At 59.9% G+C, this 26,117-nt stretch carries 23 protein-coding genes and 1 pseudogene; 15 read left to right on the top strand and 9 right to left on the bottom strand.

Features of this window, described 5'->3' with window-relative positions; genetic code table 11:
- The first annotated feature begins 197 nt into the window (after positions 1-197).
- Both ACQKP4_RS07350 and ACQKP4_RS07345 read left to right on the top strand, forming a co-directional pair.
- Positions 198-656: a DUF4879 domain-containing protein gene (locus ACQKP4_RS07350; protein WP_427631780.1), complete on the top strand. Its 459-nt coding sequence runs from the start codon at positions 198-200 to the stop codon at positions 654-656.
- A 67-nt stretch (positions 657-723) separates the two neighbouring features.
- Positions 724-1,275, top strand: a complete 552-nt coding sequence (locus tag ACQKP4_RS07345; RefSeq protein WP_427631778.1) for a DJ-1 family glyoxalase III — start codon at positions 724-726, stop codon at positions 1,273-1,275.
- A 6-nt stretch (positions 1,276-1,281) separates the two neighbouring features.
- On the opposite strand, the gene ACQKP4_RS07340 is transcribed toward ACQKP4_RS07345, so the two are convergent.
- Positions 1,282-1,569: a HigA family addiction module antitoxin gene (locus tag ACQKP4_RS07340; protein WP_427631776.1), complete on the bottom strand. Its 288-nt coding sequence runs from the start codon at positions 1,567-1,569 to the stop codon at positions 1,282-1,284.
- Positions 1,570-1,582: 13 nt separating this feature from the next.
- Positions 1,583-1,720, bottom strand: a pseudogene (locus tag ACQKP4_RS07335) (type II toxin-antitoxin system RelE/ParE family toxin); the annotation flags it as partial.
- A gap of 142 nt (positions 1,721-1,862) precedes the next feature.
- On the opposite strand from ACQKP4_RS07335, the gene ACQKP4_RS07330 reads away from it, so the two are divergent.
- The 3 genes from ACQKP4_RS07330 to ACQKP4_RS07320 are packed head-to-tail and all read left to right on the top strand — an operon-like array spanning position 1,863 to position 5,580.
- Positions 1,863-2,396: a (2Fe-2S)-binding protein gene (locus ACQKP4_RS07330; protein WP_427631774.1), complete on the top strand. Its 534-nt coding sequence runs from the start codon at positions 1,863-1,865 to the stop codon at positions 2,394-2,396.
- Positions 2,393-3,382 (top strand): FAD binding domain-containing protein, encoded by a 990-nt coding sequence (locus ACQKP4_RS07325; RefSeq protein ID WP_427631772.1) that lies wholly within the window; start codon positions 2,393-2,395, stop codon positions 3,380-3,382. The genes ACQKP4_RS07330 and ACQKP4_RS07325 overlap by 4 nt, the downstream gene beginning before the upstream one ends.
- Positions 3,379-5,580 carry a xanthine dehydrogenase family protein molybdopterin-binding subunit gene (locus ACQKP4_RS07320; RefSeq protein ID WP_427631770.1) on the top strand — a complete coding sequence of 734 codons (2,202 nt, stop codon included), beginning with the start codon at positions 3,379-3,381 and terminating at the stop codon, positions 5,578-5,580. The genes ACQKP4_RS07325 and ACQKP4_RS07320 overlap by 4 nt, the downstream gene beginning before the upstream one ends.
- On the opposite strand, the gene ACQKP4_RS07315 is transcribed toward ACQKP4_RS07320, so the two are convergent.
- A complete protein-coding gene (locus ACQKP4_RS07315) occupies positions 5,577-6,815 on the bottom strand; it encodes an MFS transporter (protein ID WP_427631768.1) in 1,239 nt (412 codons plus the stop codon). The genes ACQKP4_RS07320 and ACQKP4_RS07315 overlap by 4 nt on opposite strands.
- Positions 6,816-7,431: 616 nt before the next feature.
- On the opposite strand from ACQKP4_RS07315, the gene ACQKP4_RS07310 reads away from it, so the two are divergent.
- The 3 genes from ACQKP4_RS07310 to ACQKP4_RS07300 all read left to right on the top strand — a co-directional run bounded on the left by ACQKP4_RS07310 (position 7,432) and on the right by ACQKP4_RS07300 (position 10,132).
- Entirely contained in the window at positions 7,432-8,868 is a 1,437-nt protein-coding gene (locus ACQKP4_RS07310; RefSeq protein ID WP_427631766.1) for a cytochrome ubiquinol oxidase subunit I, read from the top strand.
- A gap of 3 nt (positions 8,869-8,871) precedes the next feature.
- Positions 8,872-9,879 (top strand): cytochrome d ubiquinol oxidase subunit II, encoded by a 1,008-nt coding sequence (cydB, locus tag ACQKP4_RS07305; protein WP_427631765.1) that lies wholly within the window; start codon positions 8,872-8,874, stop codon positions 9,877-9,879.
- A gap of 85 nt (positions 9,880-9,964) precedes the next feature.
- Positions 9,965-10,132, top strand: coding sequence for a DUF2474 domain-containing protein (locus tag ACQKP4_RS07300; protein WP_427631764.1), 168 nt, complete (start codon positions 9,965-9,967; stop codon positions 10,130-10,132).
- A gap of 79 nt (positions 10,133-10,211) precedes the next feature.
- On the opposite strand, the gene ACQKP4_RS07295 is transcribed toward ACQKP4_RS07300, so the two are convergent.
- Both ACQKP4_RS07295 and ACQKP4_RS07290 read right to left on the bottom strand, forming a co-directional pair.
- Positions 10,212-11,336 (bottom strand): methyltransferase, encoded by a 1,125-nt coding sequence (locus ACQKP4_RS07295; protein WP_427631762.1) that lies wholly within the window; start codon positions 11,334-11,336, stop codon positions 10,212-10,214.
- Between the two features lie 191 nt (positions 11,337-11,527).
- Positions 11,528-12,238: an autoinducer binding domain-containing protein gene (locus ACQKP4_RS07290; protein WP_427631865.1), complete on the bottom strand. Its 711-nt coding sequence runs from the start codon at positions 12,236-12,238 to the stop codon at positions 11,528-11,530.
- Between the two features lie 362 nt (positions 12,239-12,600).
- On the opposite strand from ACQKP4_RS07290, the gene ACQKP4_RS07285 reads away from it, so the two are divergent.
- Entirely contained in the window at positions 12,601-13,377 is a 777-nt protein-coding gene (locus ACQKP4_RS07285; RefSeq protein WP_427631761.1) for a ferredoxin--NADP reductase, read from the top strand.
- A gap of 44 nt (positions 13,378-13,421) precedes the next feature.
- On the opposite strand, the gene mscL is transcribed toward ACQKP4_RS07285, so the two are convergent.
- Positions 13,422-13,835, bottom strand: a complete 414-nt coding sequence (mscL, locus tag ACQKP4_RS07280; protein WP_427631759.1) for a large-conductance mechanosensitive channel protein MscL — start codon at positions 13,833-13,835, stop codon at positions 13,422-13,424.
- A gap of 384 nt (positions 13,836-14,219) precedes the next feature.
- Between mscL and ACQKP4_RS07275 the strand changes: the two genes are divergently transcribed.
- Together ACQKP4_RS07275 and radA are read left to right on the top strand one after the other, a co-directional pair.
- Positions 14,220-14,603 (top strand): catalase, encoded by a 384-nt coding sequence (locus tag ACQKP4_RS07275; RefSeq protein WP_427631757.1) that lies wholly within the window; start codon positions 14,220-14,222, stop codon positions 14,601-14,603.
- Positions 14,604-14,634: 31 nt separating this feature from the next.
- The gene (gene radA / locus ACQKP4_RS07270; protein WP_427631755.1) at positions 14,635-16,002 is read left to right on the top strand and encodes a DNA repair protein RadA; all 1,368 of its coding nucleotides are present in this window, start codon (positions 14,635-14,637) and stop codon (positions 16,000-16,002) included.
- A 118-nt stretch (positions 16,003-16,120) separates the two neighbouring features.
- Here the strand turns inward: radA and ACQKP4_RS07265 are convergent, their stop codons facing one another.
- Positions 16,121-16,489, bottom strand: a complete 369-nt coding sequence (locus tag ACQKP4_RS07265; protein WP_427631754.1) for a PilZ domain-containing protein — start codon at positions 16,487-16,489, stop codon at positions 16,121-16,123.
- A 159-nt stretch (positions 16,490-16,648) separates the two neighbouring features.
- Between ACQKP4_RS07265 and ACQKP4_RS07260 the strand changes: the two genes are divergently transcribed.
- From ACQKP4_RS07260 to yjiA, 3 genes are all read left to right on the top strand, one after another.
- Positions 16,649-18,715: a carbon starvation CstA family protein gene (locus ACQKP4_RS07260; RefSeq protein ID WP_427631752.1), complete on the top strand. Its 2,067-nt coding sequence runs from the start codon at positions 16,649-16,651 to the stop codon at positions 18,713-18,715.
- A 15-nt stretch (positions 18,716-18,730) separates the two neighbouring features.
- A complete protein-coding gene (locus ACQKP4_RS07255) occupies positions 18,731-18,928 on the top strand; it encodes a YbdD/YjiX family protein (protein ID WP_008154232.1) in 198 nt (65 codons plus the stop codon).
- A 164-nt stretch (positions 18,929-19,092) separates the two neighbouring features.
- The gene (gene yjiA / locus ACQKP4_RS07250; protein WP_427631750.1) at positions 19,093-20,064 is read left to right on the top strand and encodes a GTPase; all 972 of its coding nucleotides are present in this window, start codon (positions 19,093-19,095) and stop codon (positions 20,062-20,064) included.
- A 281-nt stretch (positions 20,065-20,345) separates the two neighbouring features.
- On the opposite strand, the gene glyA is transcribed toward yjiA, so the two are convergent.
- Positions 20,346-21,599 (bottom strand): serine hydroxymethyltransferase, encoded by a 1,254-nt coding sequence (gene glyA, locus ACQKP4_RS07245; protein WP_427631748.1) that lies wholly within the window; start codon positions 21,597-21,599, stop codon positions 20,346-20,348.
- A gap of 160 nt (positions 21,600-21,759) precedes the next feature.
- Complete coding sequence (locus tag ACQKP4_RS07240; protein WP_427631746.1) at positions 21,760-25,608, bottom strand: sensor domain-containing protein; 3,849 nt, start codon at positions 25,606-25,608, stop codon at positions 21,760-21,762.
- 285 nt (positions 25,609-25,893) lie between these two features.
- Here ACQKP4_RS07240 and ACQKP4_RS07235 point away from each other — a divergent pair.
- The coding region (locus ACQKP4_RS07235; protein ID WP_427631744.1) for a hypothetical protein at positions 25,894-26,117 on the top strand (224 nt) is incomplete at its 3' end.

Raw genomic sequence — 26,117 nt, 5'->3', positions numbered from 1 at the left:
CCGGCGCCGTGAATGTATCGACCTCAACAGCAAAGCACAGACCACTGAAGGCGCCCGGGAATTTTCTGTGGGTCGGAAAAAGCCGCGCATCATACCAGCAGCGTGGAGTTGTGGCTGCTTATGGCTGCGATCGTCGTCGATGTTTTGCGCCAGAGCGAAGTGGGCCATACTGCGCGCTGGTTTTTTGGGGGCGCGTTATGTCTTGCATTAATAAGCATGGGGTTGTGGCTTTCGGTATCGCGGTGGCGTTGCTGCTGGGGGCGCAAACCGCCTCGGCGGCGATGGCGCCCCGGTTGAGCCAGTTGAAAGTGGTCAAGGTTGAATCGCCGGCCTGCGGCTTTGAAAACATTGCCGAAGGCCAGACCGAGACGCGTTGCGACCACAGCGGCCCGAACATCAAGGTCTATGTGCTGGAAGTTGGCTACGGCAGCGGTAACCCGAATGTTGCGCTGGATGGTTTTGAAGTGAACGGCACTCGCACGCCGGTCTGCGCCTTTCAAACCGGCAACCTGACCGAGTGCACGCCAGGGGCGAAAACCGTCGGCTACCTGTACATCTTCAATCTGGCGGGCAAGCAGGACGGCATCTTCACGTTCAGCAACACCTCGATCAATGCACCGGGCGACAAGATGTCGACCCAGCTTTACATCAAGTAACGCCTGCGCTCGAACAAGGGTCAGGAAAGCTGACTACGCTTTATAGATCATTCTGTGGACCTCACCCATGACCTTTAGAGCGCTGATTACCCTTGCCGAGGGCATCGATGACCTGCAAACCGTGACCCTGATCGACGTGCTGCGCCGCGCTCAAATAGAAGTGGTGGTGGCGAGCATCGAGGGGCGACGCATGCTCACCTGCGCGCGCGGTACCCGGTTGACTGCCGACGCGATGCTGGTGGACCTGCTGGCCCAGCCGTTCGACCTGATCGCATTGCCCGGCGGCGCGGTGGGCTCGCAACATCTCGCGGCCCATCATCCCCTGCAACAATTGATCAAGGATCAGGCGGCCGCCGGTCGGCTGTTCGCCGGCATCGCCGAAGCACCCGCCTTGGCGCTGCAAGCCTTTGGGGTTTTGCGTCAGCGGCGCATGACCTGCCTGCCCACCGTCAGCCATCAACTCTCGGGCTGCAATTTTGTCGACCAACCCGTGGTGGTCGACGGCAACTGCATTACGGCGCAGGGTTCCGGCGGGGCATTGGAATTTGCATTGACCCTGGTGGAACACCTCTGCGGCAAAGCCACGCGAACGGCCGTGGCGGGGGAGTTGATGGTCTGAAAAGTGTCAGGTGTGCAGGGCGATGGGTTCGATGACCGGTTGCTCACGTCGCTCTGCCTGCCACAGATCGTAATCAGTCTGGGCCCCAAGCCAGATTCGCGCCTTGCCGATTCCGGCTCGCTCCAGGCGAACAGCCAAGTCAGGGCTTACCGGCGCATGGCCATGCAACACTCGCGAAAGGTGTGGACGTGCAAATCCCAGGTGTCGGGCTAACGCGGTGACGCTGATGCCAAGCTCGGGCACTACATCCATCAATAGTGTTTCGCCAGGGTGTGGCGGGTTGTGCATAGGCATGTCCTGCCTCCTGTCAGTGGTAATCCAGATAATCGACCAGTTCGATATCGGTACCTGTAAAACGAAAAATTACCCGCCAGTTACCTGAAACGCTCAACGACCAGTATTCGGCCATTTCTCCCTCCAACGGATGCAGTCGCCATCCCGCGAGAGTCGATCCTGCTTCGTGCATCAATCAAGCTCTTTTCTACGCCCATCAATCCCCTTGAACGCTCACCCCGCCCCGAAGTCGTACCCCTTATGACGGCGGTTTGCCAAAACGCCGCGAATGTACGACCAACCGTGAGGTGTTTATGAGCGCGACCCTTTCCGAGGCGGCGCAGCCGGCCTTCGTCCGTCACCCGTTGCGCCTGACCCTTAACGGCCAAGTGCGTCAGCTTGAAGTCTTGCCATGGATCACTTTGCTGGATCTGTTGCGCGAACAACTGGACCTGATCGGCACCAAAAAAGGCTGCGATCACGGCCAGTGCGGCGCGTGCACGGTGTTGCTCAACGGCAAACGGATCAACGCATGCCTGACGCTGGCAGTGATGTGCAATGGTGCCGCACTGACCACGATCGAAGGCTTGGCGAGCGGCGACGCGCTGCATCCGATGCAACAGGCGTTCATCAAGCACGATGCCTTTCAGTGCGGTTACTGCACGCCGGGGCAGATTTGCTCGGCGGTCGGCCTGGCCAACGAAGGACGGGCGCAAACCACCGCGCAGATTCAGGAACTGATGAGCGGCAATCTCTGCCGCTGCGGCGCCTACAACAACATCCGCGATGCCATCGAAGAGGCACTGCCTGCCTGCCGCCAACCTGCCGGGCAAGGAGATGGCCAATGAACCCTTTCCACTACAGCAAGCCTGATTCGGTACACGACGCGGTTCATCTCGCCGGCCCGTCGTCGCGGTTCATCGCTGGCGGTACGAATCTGCTGGATTTGATGAAGGAAAACCTCACCCGCCCCGAGCACTTGATCGACATCACCGGGCTGCCGTTGCGCGAAGTCAGCGCCACGGCCAGCGGTGGCGTGATGATCGGCGCACTGGTCAGCAATGCCGATCTGGCCTGGCATCCGCTGATCGAGCAGCGCTATCCGCTGTTATCCCAGGCGATCCTGGCGGGCGCCTCGCCGCAATTGCGCAACATGGCCAGCACCGGCGGCAACCTGTTGCAGCGCACGCGCTGCTATTACTTCTTTGACGCCAGCGTGCCGTGCAACAAACGCGAGCCCGGCAGCGGCTGCCCGGCCCGCGATGGTCAGAACCGCATTCATGCGATTTTCGGCGCGAGCGCGCAGTGCGTCGCCACGCATCCGTCCGACATGTGTGTCGCGCTCGCCGCCCTGGACGCGGTGGTGCATGTGCAAGGTCGAGGCGGCGTCAGAATCATCGAGTTCGCTGATTTCCACCGACTGCCCGGCGATGCCCCGGAACGCGACAACCAATTGGCCGACGATGAACTGATCACCGCCATCGAGTTGCCCGCCGCCGGTTTCGCCGATTGCAGCCATTACCTGAAAATCCGCGATCGCGCGTCGTATGCCTTTGCGCTGGTGTCGGTCGCTGCCGCGCTGGACCTGACCGGCCCGATCATTCGCGAAGCGCGCCTGGCCCTCGGCGGCGTCGCGCACAAACCCTGGCGCGACAAAGCCGTGGAAAACTGGCTGGTGGGCAAAGCAGTCAGCCGTGAAACCTTCACCACCGCGGCGGAGGCCTTGGTGCAAGACGCAGAGCCGCTGGAACACAACGCCTTCAAAGTGAAACTGGCGCGTCGGGCCATCGTCCGCGCCCTGAGCGATGCCGCGGTGGGAGGGCAAGCCCGATGAACACCTTTACCAAACCGATGGGCCAACCGCTGGATCGCGTCGACGGCCACCTCAAAGTCACCGGCCAGGCCCGTTATGCCGGGGAGTTTCCCGAAGAAGGCTTGCTGCACGGCAGCGTCGTTTCCAGCGACATCGCCAGCGGGCGGGTGATCGGCATCGACGCGTCGCAAGCCTTGGCGCTGCCCGGCGTGATTGCCGTGATCGATCACAGCAACCGGCCGAGGATCGCCAGTTACGACAAGGACTACGAAGACGCCGACTCGGCCAAGGGTTCGCCGTTCCGCCCGTTGTACAACGATCATGTGCTGTACAGCGGGCAGCCGCTGGCGCTGGTAGTCGCGGATAACCTGGAACTGGCGCGGCATGCCGGTTCGCTGATAAGGATCGAATACGAAACCGCGCCGCATCAGACCGATCTTCTGAGCCTGCAAGGCGAAGCTCATCCGGCGCCTGCCGAAGTGCCCAAGCCTCGTGGGAATTTTCAGGCCGAGTTTGCTGGCGCAGCCATCAGCCTGGACCTGAACTACAGCACCCCGATCGAACACCATAATCCGATGGAGCCGCACGCCAGCACCGTGCTGTATCAGGCGGACGGCAGCCTGCACATCCACGACAAGACCCAGGGCCCGCAGAATTGTCAGTCCTACGTGCAAAAGGTTTTCGGTCTGGAGAAAGAGCAGGTCAGAATTTTCGCTGCTTATGTCGGCGGTGCATTCGGTTCCGGTTTGCGTCCGCAATACCAGTTGCCGTTGGCGGTGATGGCGGCGCTGCACCTCAAGCGTTCGGTGCGGGTGACCTTGACCCGCCAACAGATGTTCACTTTCGGCTATCGCCCCCGCACTTTGCAGCGGTTGCAGCTGGGGGCGGCGGCCAATGGTCGCTTGCTCGCGATAGGCCACACAGCCATCGGCCAGACCTCGCGGTTCGAGAGTTTCACCGAACATGTCGTGGAGTGGAGCGGCATGCTCTACCACTGCGACAACGTGCAACTGACGTACAAACTGGTGCCGCTGGACGTGTTCACGCCGCTGGACATGCGTGCGCCCGGCGCGGCGTTGGGGTTGATCGGCCTCGAATGCGCGATGGACGAAATGGCCTGCGCGCTGGCGATCGATCCGGTGCAACTGCGGCTGATCAACTACTCCGAGCGCAATCAGAACGAAGACAAACCTTATTCCAGCAAGGAGCTGCGCGCGTGTTATGCCCAGGGCGCCAAGCGTTTTGGCTGGGACAAGCGCAATCCCGAGCCGCGCAGCATGCGCCGTGACCGGCAATTGGTCGGTTGGGGCATGGCCGGCGGTGTCTGGGAGGCCTTGCAGATGAAGGCCAGCGCCAAGGCTTCGCTCGATCAGCACGGCAAGCTCACCGTTAGCAGCGCGACCACTGACATTGGCACCGGGACCTACACGGTGATGACGCAAATTGCCGCGCAGGCGTCAGGCGTTTCGCTGCAGGACGTCGTCTTTGTCCTCGGCGACTCTTCGTTGCCGACCGCGCCATTGCAAGGCGGATCGTTCACGGTGTCGTCGGTCGGCACGGCGGTGCAGCAGGCCTGTGAAGCGCTGAAAGAAAAGCTGCTCGCCGTGGCCCGGCAAACCAATCCCGCCTTCAGTGGCGTGACCTCGGAGCAAGCGGTGTTCGAGGACGGGCAGCTTTCATTCGGTGAAGCGCGGATCAAACTGGCCGACCTGGCGCGAGACAGCGGTGAAGCCACGATTGAAGTTCAAGTCGACGCCGAGCCCGACAAGAAACGCGAAGCCTACGCCACCGCGACGCACTCGGCAGTGTTCGTCGAAGTGCTGGTGGATGAGGATTTGTGCACGGTGAAGGTCAATCGTGTGGTCAGCGCGATTGCCGCCGGTCGCGTGGTCAACCCGAAAATGGCCCGCAGCCAGATCCTCGGCGGCGTGGTGTGGGGCATCGGGATGGCGCTGCACGAAGAGACGCTGACCGACCATGCGCTGGGCCGCCACATGAACCACAGCCTGGCCGAATATCAAATCCCGGTGAATGCCGACATCGGCGACATTGACGTGCTGTTTGTCGAAGAACGCGACGAGATCGTCAACGCCCTCGGCTCAAAAGGCGTTGGCGAAATCGGTATCGTCGGCGTGGCGGCGGCGGTGGCCAATGCGATTTATCACGCCACCGGCAAGCGGGTGCGGGACTTCCCGATCAATCTCGATAAGTTGCTTTAAACCTTGGCTTCTTCCGCCGGCATCTGCATGCGGTCGCGGTTGGCCAGGGTCGGGAACAGTTTGATCCAGACCCCGGTCACCACCAGCGTGCCGATGCCGCCCATGACCACGGCCGGCACGGTGCCGAACCAGTGCGCGGTGAGGCCGGATTCGAACTCGCCCAACTGGTTCGAGGCGCCGATGAACAAACCGTTCACGGCGCTGACCCGGCCACGCATTTCATCCGGGGTTTCCAGTTGCACGAACGATGCGCGGATCACCATGCTGATCATGTCCGCCGCGCCCAGCACCACCAGCACCGCCAGCGAAAACCAGAACGACGTCGACAAGCCGAAGGCAATGGTCGCGACACCGAACACACCGACAGCGGTGAACATCACTCGGCCGACCTGGCGATCCACCGAGAAACGCGCCAGCCACAACGACATCAACAACGCGCCCACCGCCGGTGCTGATCGCAGCAAACCCAGGCCCCACGGCCCAGTCAGCAGAATGTCTTTGGCGAACACCGGCAGCAATGCCGTTGCGCCGCCGAGCAGCACGGCAAACAGGTCCAGCGAAATGGCGCCGAGGATGTCCGGGCGGCTGCGAATGAAACGGATCCCCGCCAACAGCGAGTCCAGCGTCGCCTTGCCTTTGTTCAGCGGCGTTTGTCGGGCGGGCAGGTTGAGCATCAGCGAGCAGGCGATGAGGTACAGAATCACCGTCGGTCCATACACCCAGACGCTGCCAAAGGCGTACAGCAAACCGCCGAGGGCCGGGGCAACGATGGTCGCGGACTGTTGCGCCGATTGCGCAGCGGCGACGGCGCGCGGGAACAGCGCGGGTGGCACGATGCTGGGCAGCAGCGCCTGGGTGGTCGGCATCTCGAATGAGCGCGAGGCGCCGAGCACAAACGCGAGGATGAAGATCATTTCCCGGGTGACGTGGCCGGTGGCGCTGCCAATCGCCAGCGTCAACGCAATCAACGCTTGCAGCGACTGACAGATCGCCGCGACCTTGCGCCGGTCATAGCGGTCGGCGACATGCCCGGTGTGCAGCATGAACAGCAAGCGCGGGGCGAACTCGACCAAGCCCACCAGACCCAGATCCAGCACGTTGCCGGTCAGTTGATAGAGGTTCCAGCCGATGGCCACGGTAAGCATCTGAAAACCGCTGGCGGTGAATACTCGAGCCAGCCAGAACGCGATGAAAGGACGGTGATGACGTAACAGTAACGGTGCTTGGCTGGGCATCTGGGGCGGGTCTTGAGCGAGGGAACCCCGAGGTTATCACCAAGCTGTAACAAGAAGTTGCGCTGACAAAAAATTTAGTTAGCTAGACACCGATCTCGAAAGCGCTGCCCGATTCCTGTGGTGAGGGGGCTTGCTCCCGTTGGGCTGCGAAGTGGCCCCAAATTCTGACAGCTCATTCTTGCTGGTAGATCGCATCGCCTGGGTTTGCGACTGCTGCGCAGCCGAACGGGGGCAAGCCCCCTCGCCACAGCAAGCCTCCCTAGCCACAGCAAGCCCCCTAGACACAAGCAAGCCGCCTAGCCACAAGCAAGATCCATAGCCACCGCATGCCCGCTTCCCAGGATTTGTGTCGGGAATGACTGCGCGACCTATGAGACAACCTGTCACGCGGCAAAAGACCACACCGTCCATCGTCAAAAACCGGACTACTCTTTCACTCATGCTTGATCCAGATCAAAACCCTCGTGGAATCGATCCGGCGGCCAGATGGCCAGACTCCCTACGTTGTGATGTTTGTAAAAAAAGAACGAATTTAAATTCGCCACACTCCATATCCGTGGGGGCAGTGGGTGCAGGCCGCAAGCCTTCAGCCGGTATTACTGACAGAGGAAGACTTATGTTCGGTTTGGAGGCGCTTGATCTCGCCCGAATCCAGTTCGCGTTCACCATCTCGTTCCACATTCTGTTCCCGGCCATCACCATTGGCCTGGCGAGTTACCTGGCGGTGCTCGAAGGGCTGTGGCTGAAAACCCATAACGATACTTACCGCGATCTGTACCACTTCTGGTCGAAGATCTTTGCCGTCAACTTCGGCATGGGGGTGGTCTCCGGGCTGGTCATGGCCTATCAGTTCGGCACCAACTGGAGCCGCTTCTCGGACTTCGCCGGTGCCGTCACCGGGCCGTTGCTGACCTATGAAGTGCTCACGGCTTTCTTCCTTGAAGCCGGTTTCCTCGGCGTCATGCTGTTTGGCTGGAACAAGGTTGGACGCAAACTGCACTTTTTCGCCACGGTCATGGTGGCTGTCGGCACGTTGATCTCGACCTTCTGGATCCTTGCGTCCAACAGCTGGATGCAGACCCCCCAAGGCTTCGAAATCATCGATGGCCGAGTGATTCCGGTGGACTGGCTGGCGGTAATCTTCAACCCGTCGTTCCCGTACCGCCTGATGCACATGGCGACGGCAGCATTCGTGGCCACGGCATTCTTCGTCGGCTCCTCGGCGGCCTGGCATTTGCTGCGCGGCAAGGACAACCCGGCGATCCGCACCATGCTGTCGATGGCCATGTGGATGGCGCTGATCGTCGCGCCGATTCAGGCCGTCATCGGTGACTTCCACGGGTTGAACACCCTCAAGCATCAACCGGCGAAAATCGCCGCCATCGAAGGTCACTGGGAAAACGTCGGGGACGAGCCGACACCGCTGATCCTGTTCGGCTGGCCGGACATGAAAGCCGAGAAAACCAAGTACGCAGTCGAGATTCCCTACCTCGGCAGCCTGATCCTCACGCACTCGCTGGACAAGCAAGTGCCGGCGCTCAAGGACTTCCCGCCCGAAGACCGACCGAATTCGACCATCGTGTTCTGGTCGTTCCGGGTCATGGTCGGCCTGGGCTTCCTGATGATCTTCACCGGGCTGTGGAGCCTGTGGCTGCGTAAAAGCGACAAGCTCTACACCTCGCGACCTTTCCTGTACATGGCGTTGTGGATGGGGCCGTCCGGGCTGATCGCGATTCTGGCCGGCTGGTTTACCACCGAAATCGGCCGTCAGCCGTGGGTGGTCTACGGGCTGATGCGCACGGCGGATGCGTCGTCCAATCACAGCTTCATGCAGATGAGCATCACGTTGATCATGTTCGTCGTGGTCTATTTCGCGCTGTTCGGTGCCGGTCTCGGCTACATGATGCGGCTGGTGCGCAAAGGGCCGAAGATCGACGAAGGCAAGGAAACCAACGACGGTGGTCCAGGCCAGAAACGCACACCGGCGCGTCCGCTGTCTGCGGCTGGCGACGACGACACTGAACATCGCCCCAGCCTGACCAAGGAGATTTGAGTCATGGGTATTGATCTTCCGCTGATCTGGGCCGTGATCATCATCTTCGGCATCATGATGTACGTGGTCATGGACGGGTTCGACCTGGGGATCGGGATTCTCTTCCCGTTCATCCCCGGCAAATCTGACCGTGACGTGATGATGAACACTGTCGCGCCGGTCTGGGACGGCAACGAGACCTGGCTGGTACTGGGCGGCGCGGCGTTGTTCGGCGCGTTCCCGCTGGCGTATTCGGTGGTGCTGTCGGCGTTGTATCTGCCGCTGATCTTCATGCTGATCGGGCTGATCTTTCGCGGCGTGGCGTTCGAGTTCCGCTTCAAGGCCAAGGACGACAAGCGTCACTTGTGGGACAAGGCGTTCATCGGCGGCTCGGTGGCCGCAACCTTCTTTCAGGGGGTGGCGCTCGGGGCGTTCATCGACGGCTTGCCGGTGGTCAACCGTCAGTTTGCCGGTGGCTCACTGGACTGGCTGACCCCGTTCACCCTGTTCTGCGGTCTTGCGCTGGTGGTGGCTTATGCGTTGCTCGGCTGCACCTGGCTGATCATGAAGACCGAAGGCAAGTTGCAGGAACAGATGCATGACCTCGCACGGCCATTGGCCTTCGTGGTATTGGCGGTGATCGGGATCGTCAGCATCTGGACCCCGCTGGCCCACGCCGAAATCGCGGCGCGCTGGTTTACCTTGCCGAACCTGTTCTGGTTCCTGCCCGTGCCGATCCTGGTGCTGGTGACCATGTACGGTCTGATCCGCGCCGTGGCCCGCAATGCGCACTACACGCCGTTCCTGTTGACGCTGGTGCTGATATTCCTTGGCTACAGCGGCTTGGGCATCAGCCTGTGGCCGAACATCGTGCCGCCGTCGATCTCGATCTGGGACGCGGCCGCACCGCCGCAAAGCCAGGGCTTCATGCTGGTCGGCACGCTGTTCATCATCCCGTTCATCCTGGGCTACACCTTCTGGAGCTATTACGTGTTCCGCGGCAAGGTGACCCACGAAGATGGTTACCACTAGTCACATCGACACCAACCTGTGGGCGCGAGCTTGCTCGCGATGGCGTCAGACAGACGCCATCGACCTGATAGAGAGGAAAGAAAGCATGTCCGGCAAACCTTCCCTGCACGACATTGAGCAGGCCGAGAAAAAACCGCTGTGGCAGCGACTTGGCTGGCTGGCATTGATCTGGGTCGGCAGCGTCGGCGCGTTGTTTATCGTCGCGAGCCTGATGCGCATGTTCATGAATGCCGCTGGCCTGAGCACGCACTGAATCACCGAGATCCCCATCCCGTTGCCTCGCGGCACGGATTGACAACCCTCCCGTCACGGAGGGTTTTTTTTGCCTGGGCTTATTTGCGCGCTTTGAGAATCACGAACTTGGGCGTGGCCGCCACTTGCTCGACGCCACGGAACAAGCGCGCGAGCTTGCTGTGATAACCCAGGTGACGGTTGCCGACGATGTACAACGCGCCGCCGACCACCAGCGCTTCACGCGCCTGCTGGAACATGCGCCAGGCCAGAAAGTCGCCGACGACCTGCTGCTGGTGAAACGGCGGATTGCACAGCACGACGTCGAGTGATTGCGCTTCCTGGCCGGCCAGACCGTCGCCGGCCCGCACCGTCACCTCCCGCTCACCCAGCGCCGCATGCCAGTTGTCGATGGCCGATTGCACGGCCATGAACGACTCGTCCACCAGCGTGTACTGCGCCTCGGGGTTTTGCAGCGCGCTGGCGATGGCCAGCACACCGTTGCCGCAACCGAGGTCGGCGACCCTGGCCGTACCAAGGTTCTTCGGCAAGTGCGGCAGAAACGCGCGCGTGCCGATGTCGAGCCCTTCGCGGCAGAACACGTTGGCGTGGTTCAGCAATTCGATTGCCGGTTCGTCGAGTTGATAGCGGGTCGGGTAGGGCGATGCGGCCGGGGTTCTGGCTTGAGGCGTGGCGATCAGCAACCGGGCCTTCTTCACCGCCAACGAGGCTTGCACCGCACCGACGTAGCGCTCCAGTAGCTCGCCCGCCGCACGGGGCAGGTGTTTGATCATCGCTGCCGCAATCACTTGTGCGCCGGGTGCCAGTTGGCCTTGCAGGCGAATCAGCTGCTCTTCCAGCAAGGCCAGGGTTTTGGGCACCCGAATCAATACGCGGTCGAAAGGGCCGGTGAACAGCTCGTTAGCCGGCACGAACGGCACGGCGTCAAAGGCTTGGCCGTTGCGGATCAGGTTTTTTTCCAGGCCTTGAAACCCCAGGAACGAATCGCCGCTGCTGGTCACTTGAACCTTGCCCGACAGGCTGGCGGCCAAGGCGCCGAAGCTGTCGTTCAGCACCAGCACTCGGGTCGCCGCCGCCGGTTGTTGTTCGGCCAGATGATTGAGCAGGTACTCGTCTGCTGCATCGAATGCTTGCAACGGTTCGTTCTGCTGTTCTGGCTGACGGATCAAATCGAGTTGGGCGAAAGGCGTTTCAAGGAGCGGCATGAGACGGGGAGCTCTGGGTAGACAAACGGGTGAGTGTCCCGCTGCCTGAAGCGTTGTTGCGGGCTGTACCGTCCGAGTGTACTGCGTCGTGTGCTTTACACGTCATCACTCTGGAGGCGCCGCAAATGGTACGTTTTTTTCGTGTGCTTTACTCGCGGGTTTTTACCGGCACAGATAGTCGGACCTGTTGCTCAGATCATGTAGGCTCTCGCCGCCGCGATCACGGCTGCAATTTTGTTGTTCACCCCCAGTTTCTGGATCGCGCCGTGGACGTGGAAGTTGATGGTGCGTTCGGAGAGGCTCAGAATTCTGGAGATTTCGTACGCTGTCTTGCCGTCAGCTGACAGCCTCAGCACCTCGATTTCCCGTGTCGATAACTGCGGTTTGCACGAACTTGGCAGTCTTGAGGGCGATTTTTGAGCGGCAAGCCCATGCAGTCGCTGGCTGATGAACGTCGCGTAGCCCAGCTTTTCATACAGTTCATAAGGCGTGATCGGGTGGTTGCTCCTGACCAGGCTCAACATGCTGCACAGCCCGCTGTCGTCGTGAAACGATTGCGACCAGCCATGGATCAGCCCCAGTTTTTTTTGCGCTTGCCGCAGCGTAGGTGTCTTCGTGAAGACGGCGTCCTCCCAAAGAATCGGAAACCTTGACTGATTGCAATGCGCCAGTAGCGGATCTATTTCACTGAAATGGTTTTGTTCATAGTTCGTGTTCCAGTCCATAGGGTAGTTGTTGAGATTTACTCTGCCAAAGTGCGGCCCTCTTGGCGGTGATGTGATTGAAAAACAAAAGAAGCTAAAGCCGAGTTTTTGAACAAGGTTAAGCGAAGTCTCAAACGCTGTACGTATATCGGTCGCGTTGGATATTTGGCTTAACTGCGATTCTTTCCATACTTCCATCGTTGCAGCTCCCTGCGGAGAAATGATGTCAGGCATTGGATCCGAGATTCGACACTGTTCGAGTGTAGGACTATTCCTACGAATGCGTCGTGAATTTTTCGCTCTTGAAAATAAGTGAAAAGTGAATAAAAGATTCTTGAATTTTTAACAGTTAAATAAGAGGGTTCATATGCTGGGTGTAATTCAAAGACATGTTTAAGTAGCGTATATGAGCTGCTTGTTGGCAGTAACGGACTGACGAATATAAGTAGTCATACCATTTAAAATTAAACAGAAGATTGAAGTAAAGGCACTACAAATCGCCGGTGTTTCTATCGGCGGGTTTGCGGGACACTGGGGGTATCTGTTGAAGGGAGCGCCCCATGACCGTCAGTGCCGAGAAATTCACCCGTCAAACCTTGCTCGATGTCCAGTCGTTGACCCCCAACCTGTTTACCCTGCGGGCCACCCGGGATCCCGGGTTTCGTTTTCGCGCGGGGCAATTCGCCCGGCTGGGCGTGACTCGTGACGACGGCAGCACCGTGTGGCGCGCGTATTCCATGGTGTCTTCGCCCCACGACGAGTTTCTCGAATTCTTTTCCATTGTCGTGCCCGGCGGGGAGTTCACCAGCGAGCTGAGTAAACTTGCGGTCGGCGATACGCTGCTGGTTGATCGCCAGGCCTTTGGCTACCTGACTCCGGACCGCTTCATCGATGGCCGTGATCTCTGGCTGTTGGCCACCGGCACGGGGATAGCGCCGTTTCTGTCGATCCTGCAAGACTTTGAGGTGTGGGAGAAATTTGAGCGCATCATCCTCGTCTACAGCGTGCGCGAAGCGCGGGAGCTGGCGTATCAGGCATTGATCGCCGGATTGGTGGAACGCGATTATCTGGCCGAATACGCGCACAAATTGCAGTTCATCGCCACCGTAACGCGCGAAATTCATCCCGGTGCGCTAAACGGCCGCATCACCACACTTATAGAGAACGGCGAACTGGAGCGGGCGGCCGGCGTGGCACTGACGGCTGAGCACTCGCGGGTGATGCTGTGCGGTAACCCGCAGATGATTGATGACACGCGCGCGGTGCTTAAACAACGCGACATGAACCTGAGCCTCAGCCGACGGCCCGGCCAGGTGGCAGTGGAGACGTTCTGGTAAACAAAACGGCGCCAACAGGCGCCGATCTGTGTTCAGGCCAGCCCTCAGGGCCGGTCGTTCCGAGCCCTGAGCAAGTCGCGGATCTCGCCCAGCAACTCTTCTTCTTTCGTCGGAACCGGTGGTAGCGTTGGCGCAACGGCCTCTTCGCGCTTCAGGCGGTTGATGGCTTTGACGCCCATGAAGATCGCAAAAGCGACGATCACAAAGTCGATCATGCTCTGGATGAACTTACCGTAGGCAAGCACCACGGCAGGGACGTTACCGTCGGCGGCTTTGAGCGTAATGGCCAGGTCACTGAAGTCCACGCCTCCGATCAGCAGGCCGATGGGCGGCATCACCACATCGCCGACGAACGACGACACGATCTTGCCGAACGCGGCGCCGATGATGATACCGACCGCCATGTCGACCACATTCCCTTTGACCGCGAAGGCCTTGAACTCACTTATCACGCCCATAGGTTATTTCCTTGTTACAGATGAGGTTGGTGAACGCAGTGTAAATCAGCAAAATGGCTCTTGCTTGAAACGTCTACTTACAATGCCCTTTGTTATCGACACATCTGGCCTCGATTAGTTTACAAAATGCCCTCCAGCTCGCACGGCGGGCTCGCTAACTGACTGAATATTCGAAGAAAAACCGGTCAATGCCGCGACGCTGATCCGTGACAACGGCGCGGCGGCAGGCGATCACCAAAACTCATAAACCGCCGGCACGAATGGCTTGATGCCGTGGCAACACGTGCAACTGCTCCAGACACTCCAGCGCGTTGACCGACAGCGACTGCGGAGCGCGTCGTTCACTCCCGTGACTTATGCTGGCGGTGATGTCACGAACAGAAGTTGCACCGGGAAAGTTCGCAGGGAAGTAATATCCTTCAGCCGCAGGTCGATGCCAAAGTCTACGATCAAGACTGCAGCTATATGACGAATGACTTCATCGCTCATATCAATAAGGGTGACATTGCGCCGTGGGAGTTGTACGGTCAGCAATTTAATAATCAGGAACTGTACAAGTTTGATGTTGATCCATTGGCTGTTATCCGGATTTGCCAGGTATTGTGCGTCGCAAAGTTGGACAAATGGTTGAACCGATGTTCGGCGAACGTTTTCCAGGAAAGCGGAAAAGTTGTAATGGCATCTTCCAAAACCTTGTTCCCCCGACACTTTTATCGAGGCCGGTTATATCCTGCGCACTCGTGCGTCGCGCTGATTCGCTCCAGCTGAGCTATCATCGCGGTTTTTGCCGGGAGTTCAGATGGCCAAGGCCAAGCGCATGTACGGCTGCACCGAGTGCGGTTCAACCTTCCCGAAGTGGGCCGGCCAGTGCGGTGAGTGCGGGGCCTGGAACACCCTGACCGAAACCATGGTCGAGAGCGGCGGTGCCGCACCTCCCAGCGGTCGCACCGGCTGGACCGGCCAGCCGGCGCAAATCAAAACCCTGGCCGAAGTCAGTGTCGAAGAAGTCCCGCGCTTCTCCACCTCTTCCAGCGAACTGGATCGCGTGTTGGGTGGCGGCCTGGTCGACGGCTCGGTGGTGCTGATCGGGGGCGATCCCGGCATCGGCAAATCGACCATCCTGTTGCAAACCTTGTGCAACCTGGCCAAGACCATGCCGGCGTTGTATGTCACAGGCGAAGAATCCCAGCAGCAAGTGGCCATGCGCGCCCGTCGTCTCGGCTTGCCGCAGGATCAGCTGCGGGTGATGACCGAAACCTGCATCGAAACCATCATCGCGACCGCTCGGGTCGAAAAGCCCAAAGTCATGGTGATCGACTCGATCCAGACGATCTTCACCGAGCAACTGCAATCAGCACCGGGCGGCGTGTCTCAGGTTCGCGAGAGTGCGGCACTGCTGGTGCGCTACGCCAAGCAGAGCGGCACGGCGATTTTTCTCGTGGGTCATGTCACCAAGGAAGGCGCGCTCGCCGGTCCGCGAGTGCTGGAGCACATGGTCGATACGGTTTTGTATTTCGAGGGCGAGTCCGATGGCCGGTTGCGTTTGCTGCGCGCGGTGAAAAACCGTTTCGGCGCGGTCAACGAACTCGGCGTGTTCGGCATGACCGACAGAGGCCTGAAAGAAGTCTCCAACCCGTCAGCGATTTTTCTGACCCGTGCTCAGGAAGAAGTCCCGGGCAGTGTGGTGATGGCGACGTGGGAAGGCACGCGGCCGATGCTGGTGGAAGTCCAGGCGTTGGTCGATGACAGCCATTTGGCCAACCCGCGTCGAGTCACGTTGGGGCTGGATCAGAATCGGCTGGCGATGCTGCTGGCGGTGCTGCACCGTCACGGCGGCATTCCGACCCATGACCAGGACGTTTTTCTGAACGTGGTGGGCGGGGTGAAGGTGTTGGAAACCGCGTCCGACCTGGCGTTGATGGCCGCCGTGATGTCCAGTTTGCGTAACCGGCCGTTGCCGCATGACCTGTTGGTGTTTGGCGAGGTCGGGCTGTCGGGTGAAGTGCGTCCGGTGCCGAGCGGGCAGGAACGCTTGAAAGAGGCCGCCAAGCACGGCTTCAAACGCGCCATCGTACCCAAGGGCAACGCGCCGAAGGAAGCGCCGCCGGGGTTGCAGATCATCGCCGTGACCCGCCTGGAACAGGCGCTCGACGCACTATTCGAATAAACACCAACCCTGTGGGAGCGGGCTTGCTCGCGAAGGCGGCATGTCAGCTGGCGTGGATGTTGGCTGACATACCGCCTTCGCGAGCAAGCCCGCTCCCACATTGGATTAGTGCTGGTCTTCAGATTTCGATCAGGGCGCCCAATTCGCGCTCCAGTCCCTCTGGATCGCCCAGGTTAAGCTCGATCAACCGCCGCAAGCGCTCGATGGACTCCAGGCTGATGTGTTTGCAGACAAACCCGAGCTGACCACGGTCATCGTGGGTCAGCATCACATCCATCTTGATCGCGACGTCAGCCGTCAAATGAATATCGACGCAAAAGTGATGCTCGCGATTGCCTAGCCACGGCTCGGGCTTCTCGATCAGCAAGCCCTTGAGCGACAGGTCGATCAGTTTCACCGGCCAGATGTATTCCCCCTGGCTCAGTTCGGTTTTGGCATCGAATGCAATACGTTTGAAGCGGCGGCGATCGGCAGGGTGCTCGCTCATGGCCCAATCCTCATCAATGTTGGCTGACTATAGACCCGCATCAATAAAGCCTGCCAGCGAGGCAGGTGTCTAGACCAATGTCGGGGTATGGTCTTTGCCGTCAAGCGAGCTAAACTCGGGGTGGCTGTCTTTCTTGTCCACCCTGGCTGGAATAAAAAAATGAAAAATAATAATAGCCTGCTACGCCATCTACCCTGGCTGCTGCTGGCAATCGTAGGAGCGTGCGCCCTTGGCGTAGTGGCATTGCGTCGAGGCGAGGCGATCAACGCCTTGTGGATTGTGGTCGCAGCGGTGGCCATTTATCTGGTTGCCTACCGCTATTACAGTCTGTTCATCGCCAACAATGTGATGCAACTCGACCCGCGACGGGCCACCCCCGCCGTACTCAACAATGATGGTCTGGACTACGTCCCCACCAACAAACACATCCTGTTCGGTCACCACTTCGCGGCCATTGCTGGCGCGGGACCGCTGGTCGGTCCGGTATTGGCGGCGCAGATGGGTTACCTGCCCGGCACGCTGTGGCTGATTGCCGGTGTGGTATTGGCCGGCGCGGTTCAGGATTTCATGATCCTGTTCCTGTCGACTCGCCGTAATGGCCGCTCTCTGGGCGACATGGTCCGCGAAGAAATGGGCCGCATCCCTGGCACCATCGCGCTGTTTGGCTGCTTCCTGATCATGATCATCATCCTCGCCGTACTGGCGTTGATCGTCGTGAAGGCGTTGGCCGAGAGCCCGTGGGGCATTTTCACGGTGATGGCGACCATCCCGATTGCGATGTTCATGGGCATTTACATGCGCTACATCCGCCCGGGCCGTATCGGTGAAATTTCTATCATCGGCGTGCTGTTGCTGCTCGGTTCGATCTGGCTGGGCGGGCAGATTGCCGCTGATCCGGTCTGGGCCAAAGCCTTTACCTTCACCGGCATTCAGATCACCTGGATGCTGATCGGTTACGGATTTGTCGCAGCGGTGTTGCCGGTGTGGCTGATTCTGGCGCCGCGTGACTACCTGTCGACCTTCCTTAAAATCGGCACCATCATCGCCCTGGCCATCGGCATTCTGGTGACCATGCCCGAGCTGAAAATGCCGGCACTGACCCAGTTCATTGACGGTACTGGCCCGGTGTGGAAGGGCGGTCTGTTCCCGTTCCTGTTCATCACCATCGCCTGTGGCGCGGTCTCGGGTTTCCACGCGCTGATCTCCTCCGGCACCACGCCGAAACTGTTGGCTAACGAAAGCCATGCCCGTTACATCGGCTACGGCGGCATGCTGATGGAATCCTTCGTGGCGATCATGGCCATGGTTGCCGCTTCGGTGATCGAGCCGGGTGTGTACTTCGCCATGAACAGCCCGGCGGCAATCGTCGGCGGTGACGTGGTCACCGTGGCCCAAACCGTCAGCAGTTGGGGTTTTGCGATTACGCCGGACGCGCTGACTGCCGTGGCCAAGGACATTGGTGAAACCACCATCCTGGCCCGTGCCGGCGGTGCGCCGACCCTCGCGGTCGGTATCGCGCAGATCCTGCACAGCGTGTTGCCGGGTGAAAACACCATGGCGTTCTGGTATCACTTCGCGATTCTGTTCGAAGCGCTGTTCATTCTGACGGCGGTCGACGCAGGCACGCGGGCCGGGCGCTTCATGCTGCAAGACTTGCTCGGCTCCTTCGTTCCGGCGCTGAAACGCACGGAGTCCTGGACCGCCAACCTGATTGCAACGGCCGGCTGCGTGGCGATGTGGGGGTATTTGCTGTATCAGGGCGTGATCGATCCACTGGGCGGCATCAACACCTTGTGGCCGTTGTTCGGTATCTCCAACCAGATGCTGGCCGGTATCGCGCTGATGTTGGCGACCGTTGTGCTGATCAAAATGAAGCGCCAGCGCTACATCTGGGTCACCATGCTGCCCGCTGTCTGGCTGTTGATCTGCACCGTGACCGCAGGCTTCATCAAGCTGTTCGACGCCAACCCGGCGATCGGCTTCCTGTCGCTGGCGAAAAAATACAGCGATGCGCTGGCCAATGGTCAGATCCTCGCCCCGGCCAAGGACATCACGCAAATGCAGCACGTGATCTTCAACGCCTATACCAACGCAACGCTGACGGCGCTGTTCCTGTTCGTGGTCTTCAGTATTCTGTTCTACGCGCTCAAGGTCGGCATCGCCGCCTGGGGCACCAAGGACCGTACGGATAAAGAAGCGCCATTCCAGGCAGTTCCAGACGCGTAATCGAGGATTGCAAGCATGTTCAATGACCTGAGTCGCCTCGGTAAATACCTCGGTCAGGCCGCGCGCCTGATGGTCGGCATGCCCGACTACGACAACTACGTCGAGCATATGCAAACCAAACACCCGGACAAACCGGTGATGACCTACGAAATGTTCTTCCGGGAACGCCAGGAGGCTCGTTACGGTGGCAAGGGTGGGCCGAAGTGCTGTTGATCTGTCGGCACTGAGGTAGCGCATTACCCTGTGGGAGCGAGCTTGCTCGCGTTGGCGATCTGTCAGTCGACTCGTTTGTTGACTGACTCACCGCTTTCGCGAGCAAGCCCGCTCCCACATTTGTTATGTGGTGTTTTTTAATTTCGAGCACAAGGAGACTCCAGTTGTCCTCTCCAATCCCGGTCACCATCCTCAGCGGCTTTCTCGGCGCGGGCAAAACCACGCTGTTGCGCCACCTGCTTAAAGCCGAACACGGCCTGAAAATCGCCGTGATCGAGAACGAATTCAGTGACGCCGGCATCGACACTCAACTGTTGGGCGACGAGCCGGTGCAAGTGATGACGCTGTCCAACGGCTGCGTTTGCTGCACGATCCACACCGACCTGACCAAAGCGCTCTACCTGCTGCTCGAACGCCTGGACAGCGGTGAAATCGCCTTCGACCGCCTGGTGATCGAATGCACCGGCCTGGCCGACCCGGCGCCCGTCGCGCAAACCTTCTTCATCGACGAAGAACTGCGCGAGCGCTACATCCTCGACGGCATCATCACCTTGGTGGACGCGGCCCACGCCGACACGCACCTGACCCAAACCATCGCCCAGGCGCAAATCGGCTTTGCCGACCGCTTGCTGGTGAGCAAGCGTGATCTGGTGGATGAAGCGACGTTCAGCGCCTTGAGCGACCGCCTGACCCGCATCAACCGCCGCGCCCCGATACGCTTGGTCGACCACGGCAAGATCGACCTGGCCGAATTGCTGGATGTGCGCGGTTTCAACCTCAACGCCGACCTGGGGGGTGGCGTCAGCTTGCGCCCCGTGAGCAAGGCGCCGTCCATCGACCGCATCTCCAGCCTGGTATTGCGCACCGACAAACCGCTGGATATCGACAAGCTCAGCGAGTTCATGAATGAGCTGCTGGAAGAGCACGGCAAGCAATTGCTGCGCTACAAAGGTGTGTTGAGCATTGCTGGCGAGCCGCGGCGGATGGTGTTTCAAGGCGTGTTGAAGCTCTACGGTTTTGACTGGGACACGGAATGGGCAGAGGGCGAGGCGCGGGAAAGCGTAATCGTGTTTATTGCCGATGATTTGCCGGAGGAGAAAATTCGCGCGGGGTTTGCGCGGGTGGCGGCGGAGTAGACGCAAGTATCTTCATCGGTCTGGCGGTCCTCATCGCGAGCAAGCTCGCTCCCACAGTGGGTCTTCGGTGGTCACAAATGTTGTGTACAACCCAAACCCTGTGGGAGCGAGCTTGCTCGCGATAGCGATTTAACCGGCAATACGATTTTGGCCAACCAGAGCGCCAGGAACATTGGCTTGCCAGCGCTCGCAAAACCGATCAACCCCCCCCGTAATGTGCAGTCGAAAAAAAACCGGCCATCACTGACCGGTTTTTTTATCACTGCGATTTAGCGGTGCAATTAAGCGCCGTATACCGGCAGCTTTTTGCAAATGGCCTTGACCTTCTCACGAACGGCGTCGATCACCGCTTCGTTGTTCAGGTCCGCCAGGATGTCGCAGATCCAGCCGGCCAGCTCTTTGCACTCAGCCTCTTTGAAGCCGCGAGTGGTTACCGCCGGGGTGCCGAAGCGCAGGCCGGAGGTGACGAACGGGGAGCGTGGGTCGTTTGGCACGGAGTTCTTGTTTACGGTGATGAACGCCTTGCCCAACGCGGCGTCGGCATCTTTACCGGAGATTTCCTGCTTGATCAGCGACAGCAGGAACAGGTGGTTTTCAGTACCGCCCGAGACCACGTCGAAACCGCGCTCGATGAACACGCCGGCCATTGCCTTCGCGTTTTTCACCACTTGTTGCTGGTAAGTCTTGAACTCAGGCTGCCGCGCTTCCTTGAAGCAGATCGCCTTGGCGGCGATCACGTGTTCCAGCGGGCCACCCTGGGCGCCCGGGAAAACGGCGGAGTTCAGCTTCTTCTCGATGTCGGCGTTGGCGCGCGCCAGGATCAGGCCGCCACGTGGACCGCGCAGGGTCTTGTGCGTGGTGGTGGTCACGACGTCAGCGAATGGCACCGGGTTCGGGTAGACGCCAGCGGCGACCAGACCGGCCACGTGAGCCATATCGACGAACAGGTACGCGCCAACCTTGTCAGCGATTTCGCGAAAGCGCGGGAAGTCCAGAATCTGCGAGTAGGCAGAAAAACCGGCGACGATCATTTTCGGCTTGTGCTCAACCGCCAGACGCTCGACTTCGTCGTAGTCGATCAGACCGTTGGCGTCGATGCCGTACTGAACGGCGTTGTACAGCTTGCCGGAGGACGAAACGCTGGCACCGTGGGTCAGGTGACCGCCGTGGGCCAGGCTCATGCCCAGAATGGTGTCGCCCGCTTGCAGCAGGGCCAGGTAAACGGCGCTGTTGGCTTGGGAACCGGCGTGTGGCTGAACGTTGGCGTAATCGGCGCCGAACAGTTCTTTGGCACGGTCGATTGCAAGCTGCTCGACCACGTCGACGAACTCGCAACCGCCGTAGTAGCGCTTGCCCGGGTAGCCTTCGGCGTACTTGTTGGTCAGGACCGAGCCTTGAGCTTCCATCACCGCTGGGCTGGTGTAGTTTTCCGAAGCGATCAGCTCGATGTGTTCTTCCTGGCGCTGAGCTTCTTGCTCCATGGCGGCAAAGAGATCGGCGTCGTACTTGGCAATAGTCAGATCACGGCTGAACATGGCGGTCCTCAAGGATCGGGGCAGAAAAGGGGGGCATTCTAACCCAACGGGTTTTAGATGGCATATGAAAGGACATCATGTCGCAGACAAGTGGGCTTCATGTCGGGATTAGCGGTGATCTTGCTCCTGTGGCGAGCCCCCCTCGCCACAGTGATTGCACTCAGTCGAACACGAACAACGCATCATTGCTGAACTGCGCCTCGAATCGGCTCGCCGGCATCGGCCGCCCGAACAGATACCCCTGAACCTCGTCACACCCGTGCTCGCGCAGGAAGTCGAGTTGCTCATGGGTTTCCACGCCCTCGGCGATCACCGCCAGGTTCAGGCTGTGGGCCATGGCGATGATTGCCCGGGCAATCTGCGCATCCTGTTCGCCCGACGGCAGGCCATCGACGAAGGTGCGGTCGATTTTCAGCACGTCGATCGGGAACTGCTTGAGGTAGTTGAGCGATGAATAACCGGTGCCGAAGTCGTCGACCGCAATGCTCAGGCCGAGGTTTTTCAGCCCGGCGAGAATCTGCATCGCCTCGCTGACTTCGCGCATCAGGATACTTTCGGTCAGTTCCAGCTCCAGGCACGCCGGTGGCAGACCGGTCTCCTTGAGAATGTTCGCGATCCGCGTGCCGAGCTGGCCATCGGAGAACTGCCGCGCCGAGATGTTCACCGAAACCTTTGGCACCCGGACCTTGGCCTGATGCCAGGTCTTAAGCTGACGACAGGCTTCGCTGATCACCCAGTCGCCGACATCCACCACCAGGCCGAGCTCTTCGAGCACCGGTATGAAATCCCCCGGCGGCACCAGCCCGCGACGCGGGTGACGCCAGCGCAGTAAGGCTTCGGCGCCGGTCAGGCGCTTGCCGTCGCCGCTGAACTGCGGCTGGTAATACAGCACAAATTCGTCTTGCTCCAGGGCATGGCGCAAGTCGCTTTCCAGCTCCAGGCGCTCCAGCGCGCTGGCGTTCATGTCGGCCTGATAGAACTGGAAGTTGTTTTTGCCGCGCTCCTTGGCGTGGTACATGGCGGTGTCGGCGTTCTTCATCAACTGGCTGAGTTCGTTGCCGTCCTGCGGGCTCAGCGCGATGCCGATACTGGCCGTGACAAAGAACTCGCGACCCTCCAGCACAAACGGCTTGACCAGGCTGGCGAGGATCTGTTCCGCGACATGAATCGCCCGGTTCAGCGCGATTTCCCGGCTGACCTTCGGTTGCAGCAGCAAGGTGAACTCATCGCCGCCCATGCGCGCCACGGTGTCGTCGTCATCGACGCAGCCAAGCAGGCGCGTGGCCATTTCCTTGAGCATGCGGTCGCCGGCGGCGTGGCCCAGGGAGTCGTTGATCGGTTTGAAACGGTCGAGGTCGAGGAACATCAGCACCACCCACGACTTCTGCCGTTCCGCCGATTGCAGCGCGGTGTGCAGACGGTCCTGGAACAGCGTGCGGTTCGGCAGGTGCGTCAGGGCGTCGTAATAGGCGAGGCGGTGAATCCGCTGTTCGCTGGCCTTGCGCTCACTGATGTCGCTGAAGAAACACACGTAACTGGCCAGGTCGCCTTCGTCGTCGAGCACCGCCGTGATGCCGACCCACGCCGGGTAATGCTCGCCATTACGCCGCCTGAGCCAGACTTCCCCTTCCCAGGTGTTGTTCTGGTGCAGTTGCTTGAGCACATAACGCAGGTGCGCTTCCTGTTGCTCATCGACGGTCAGCATGTTCGGCAACTGGTCGAGCACTTGCTCGACGGCATAACCGCTGACGCGGCTGAAGGCTTCGTTGGCCTGGACGATGTAGCCGGCCGGGTCGGTAATAAGGATGGCCGAGGTCGAGTGTTCGAATACCGTGGCGGCCATGCGCAGGTCTTTCTCCGCACGGCGTTGCTGGCTGATGTCGCGACCCACGCCCAGCACGCCTTCGAAAGCGTCGTGTTCGTCCCAGACCAGCACCAGCCGCAGCTCGATCGGGATCTTGCGCCCGTCGGCCCGCAGGCAATCGAACAGGAACAGCTGTGTTTGCACCTGATTGCGCAACAATTCCAGTTGTTCGGGTTTATCCAGCGCTTTGCTGACCCGATCCATCAGGCTGTAGATGCCGGTCAGTTGTTGCGGGTTGGCAATGATCGATTGCCAGCCGTTCTCGAAGATCCAGTCCGAGTCATACCCCAGCACGGCCTGCACCGAAGGGCTCACGTAATTGAGCGACATCTTGCTGTCGGTGGAGAAAATCACGTCGCTGATGCTTTCGGCGAGCATGCGGTAACGCTGCTCGCTGTCGCGCAACGACTCGCTCGCTTCGATCTGATCGGTGATGTCCTTGGCCACCCCGATGATCCGCGTGACCTGATCGTCCTTGTCCCGCGCCAGCGCCTGTTCGCGAATCTCGAAACGCCGCCATTTGCCATCACGATGACGGAAACGCAATTGGCATTGCAGCAATTGCCGATAACCGGCCTGGCGCTGGCCCTGGCGCGAACGGTGATAAAAATCGGCGTCTTCGGGGTGCAGCAGGATTTCCCAGAAATATTCACCCATCTGGTGCAGCTCGGTGCGGTTGTAGCCGAGCGTCTGGCCGAGATGGTGGTTGCTGAAAATCATCCGCTGGCTGATCACGTCCTGCACGTACAGGTGATCGGGCACGGTGCGCACCACGTCGGACCAGAACCCTTCACGTTCCAGCAGCGACAGCTCGATCAGTTTGCGGCTGGTGATGTCGCTGATGCTCAGGATCACCGCTTTATAGTCGTTCTGATCCTCCGGCAGGCGCAGCACCAGCCACAAATGCTGGTCGCGGCCATTGGCGTCCGGCAGTTTGATTTCCAGCTCAAGCTGTTTCTGTTGATTGAGCACGGCGGCGAGCACCTGGGTGCCGATGGCGCTGCCGTCCAATGGGCAGCCATTGATCAGCAACTGCCAGGCCTGGTCGCAGGAATTGACGTTGAGCAATTGCAGCGCGACCTGGTTGACTTCGGTGATGCGCAATTCCTGCAACAGATGCAGGCGTTGTTGCGGCGTGTCGAGCCAAATCTTCAGTTGTTCGCTGTCATGCAACTGCGCCTTGTCGAACGCGCTTTTCAGGCCAGACATGTCGAGCACGCACAGCGCGACGCCAGTGCCGTCGAAAATATCCTGATAACGGCGGCGCCCCTCATGCAACTGGCGCTGACGGCGGCGCATGTTCAGCAGCGCGATGAACGGCAACATGGAGAAGGCCAGGCCCAACAGGCATTTGCCGATGAATGCCGGTAGCAATTGTTCGATCACGCGCTGGCGGTCAAACAGGCCGCGCATTTGCCAGTCGCTGCTGCTGAGCGGCACCGTCAGCACGCTGTTGGCCATGTCGTCCGGCGTCAGCACCGAAAGCGAGGCGGAGGGCAGAGAGTCATCGCGGCTGATGATCTGGTGATTGAGGCGATTTTCCACCAGCCACAGCGGGCGGATACCGGTTTCATTTTGTTTGGTCAGCACCGAGAAAAACGTTGGCGCCAGGCGCAAGGCCCAGTAACCACGCGAGCTGCCGCTGGCTTGGTGCAACAGCAAATGCACCACCGAGCCGTCATCGGCATTGCTGAAATAGTGAGCCTGGGCGCGGCTGCGGCGCACCAGTTCGCTCAGGTAATCGGCGTCGGTGCTGTCATCGGCGCTGTCGCTGAGGATTTTGCCGGACGGGCTGAGTAACGCCAGGCTGCGCAGCTCCGGCAACGACTGTTGCAGCTTGCGCAGCAACGCCTGTTGTTCGTCGGCGGTTTGCGGTTGTTCGACGATCGGTAGCAGGTTGAGCGCGATCTGCGCATTGAGCGCCATGTTCAGGCTGACTTGGGCCGCCAGGTCGGCGGTGTAGTCGATGGTGTGCTGGCGCTGGTTTTTCTGGGTTTCGCTCAACTGATCGAGCAACTGCCAGAACAGCAATGCGAGCAGCAACAGCACCAGGGTCGCCAGTGCGCCTTTCAAGGTTCCGCGCAGGGGCGTCCCGGCCGCAGGGAGGGGTGCGCTCACAGAAGATGGCGGAGAGACATTAGACACACTGTAATCCTGCGGTTTGGCTGGACTGGCGCGACGTGCACTATAAGCCGGACGCCCGGAGGGCGGCTAGCATGCCTTGAGTTGTGGCGAAGTGCCAGCCCCTGTCGGCTGGACTGCCATCTGTCATTCAGGTAGCTTTGCCGGTTACGCGGGAGCGTTCCAGCTCCTAGAATCAGACTTTTTCAGCGCGCACGTATTGATCGCCATCAAGCGGACGACGCGCACAGTCTGGCCGGGCTTCGCCTGCGCTCCAATCATTCATCTGTCACTGACCCAAGGTTCTCCATGGCTCAATACGTCTTCACCATGCATCGGCTGGGCAAAGTTGTTCCGCCGAAGCGGGAAATCCTGAAAAACATTTCGCTGTCGTTCTTCCCCGGCGCCAAGATCGGCGTGCTCGGCCTCAACGGTTCGGCACAGTTGATCGACCAGCCGCATTTCGAACCCCTCCAGCGCTTCCTGACCCATGACACCGATTTGCGTAAACGCTACCAACTGGCCGAGCGACT

This window comes from Pseudomonas sp. NPDC086278 (assembly GCF_050280905.1).
In the GTDB taxonomy this organism is placed as follows: Bacteria; Pseudomonadota; Gammaproteobacteria; order Pseudomonadales; family Pseudomonadaceae; genus Aquipseudomonas.
The sequence above is the reverse complement of the archived record's forward strand: the minus strand, read 5'-3'. Positions and strand labels throughout refer to the sequence as shown.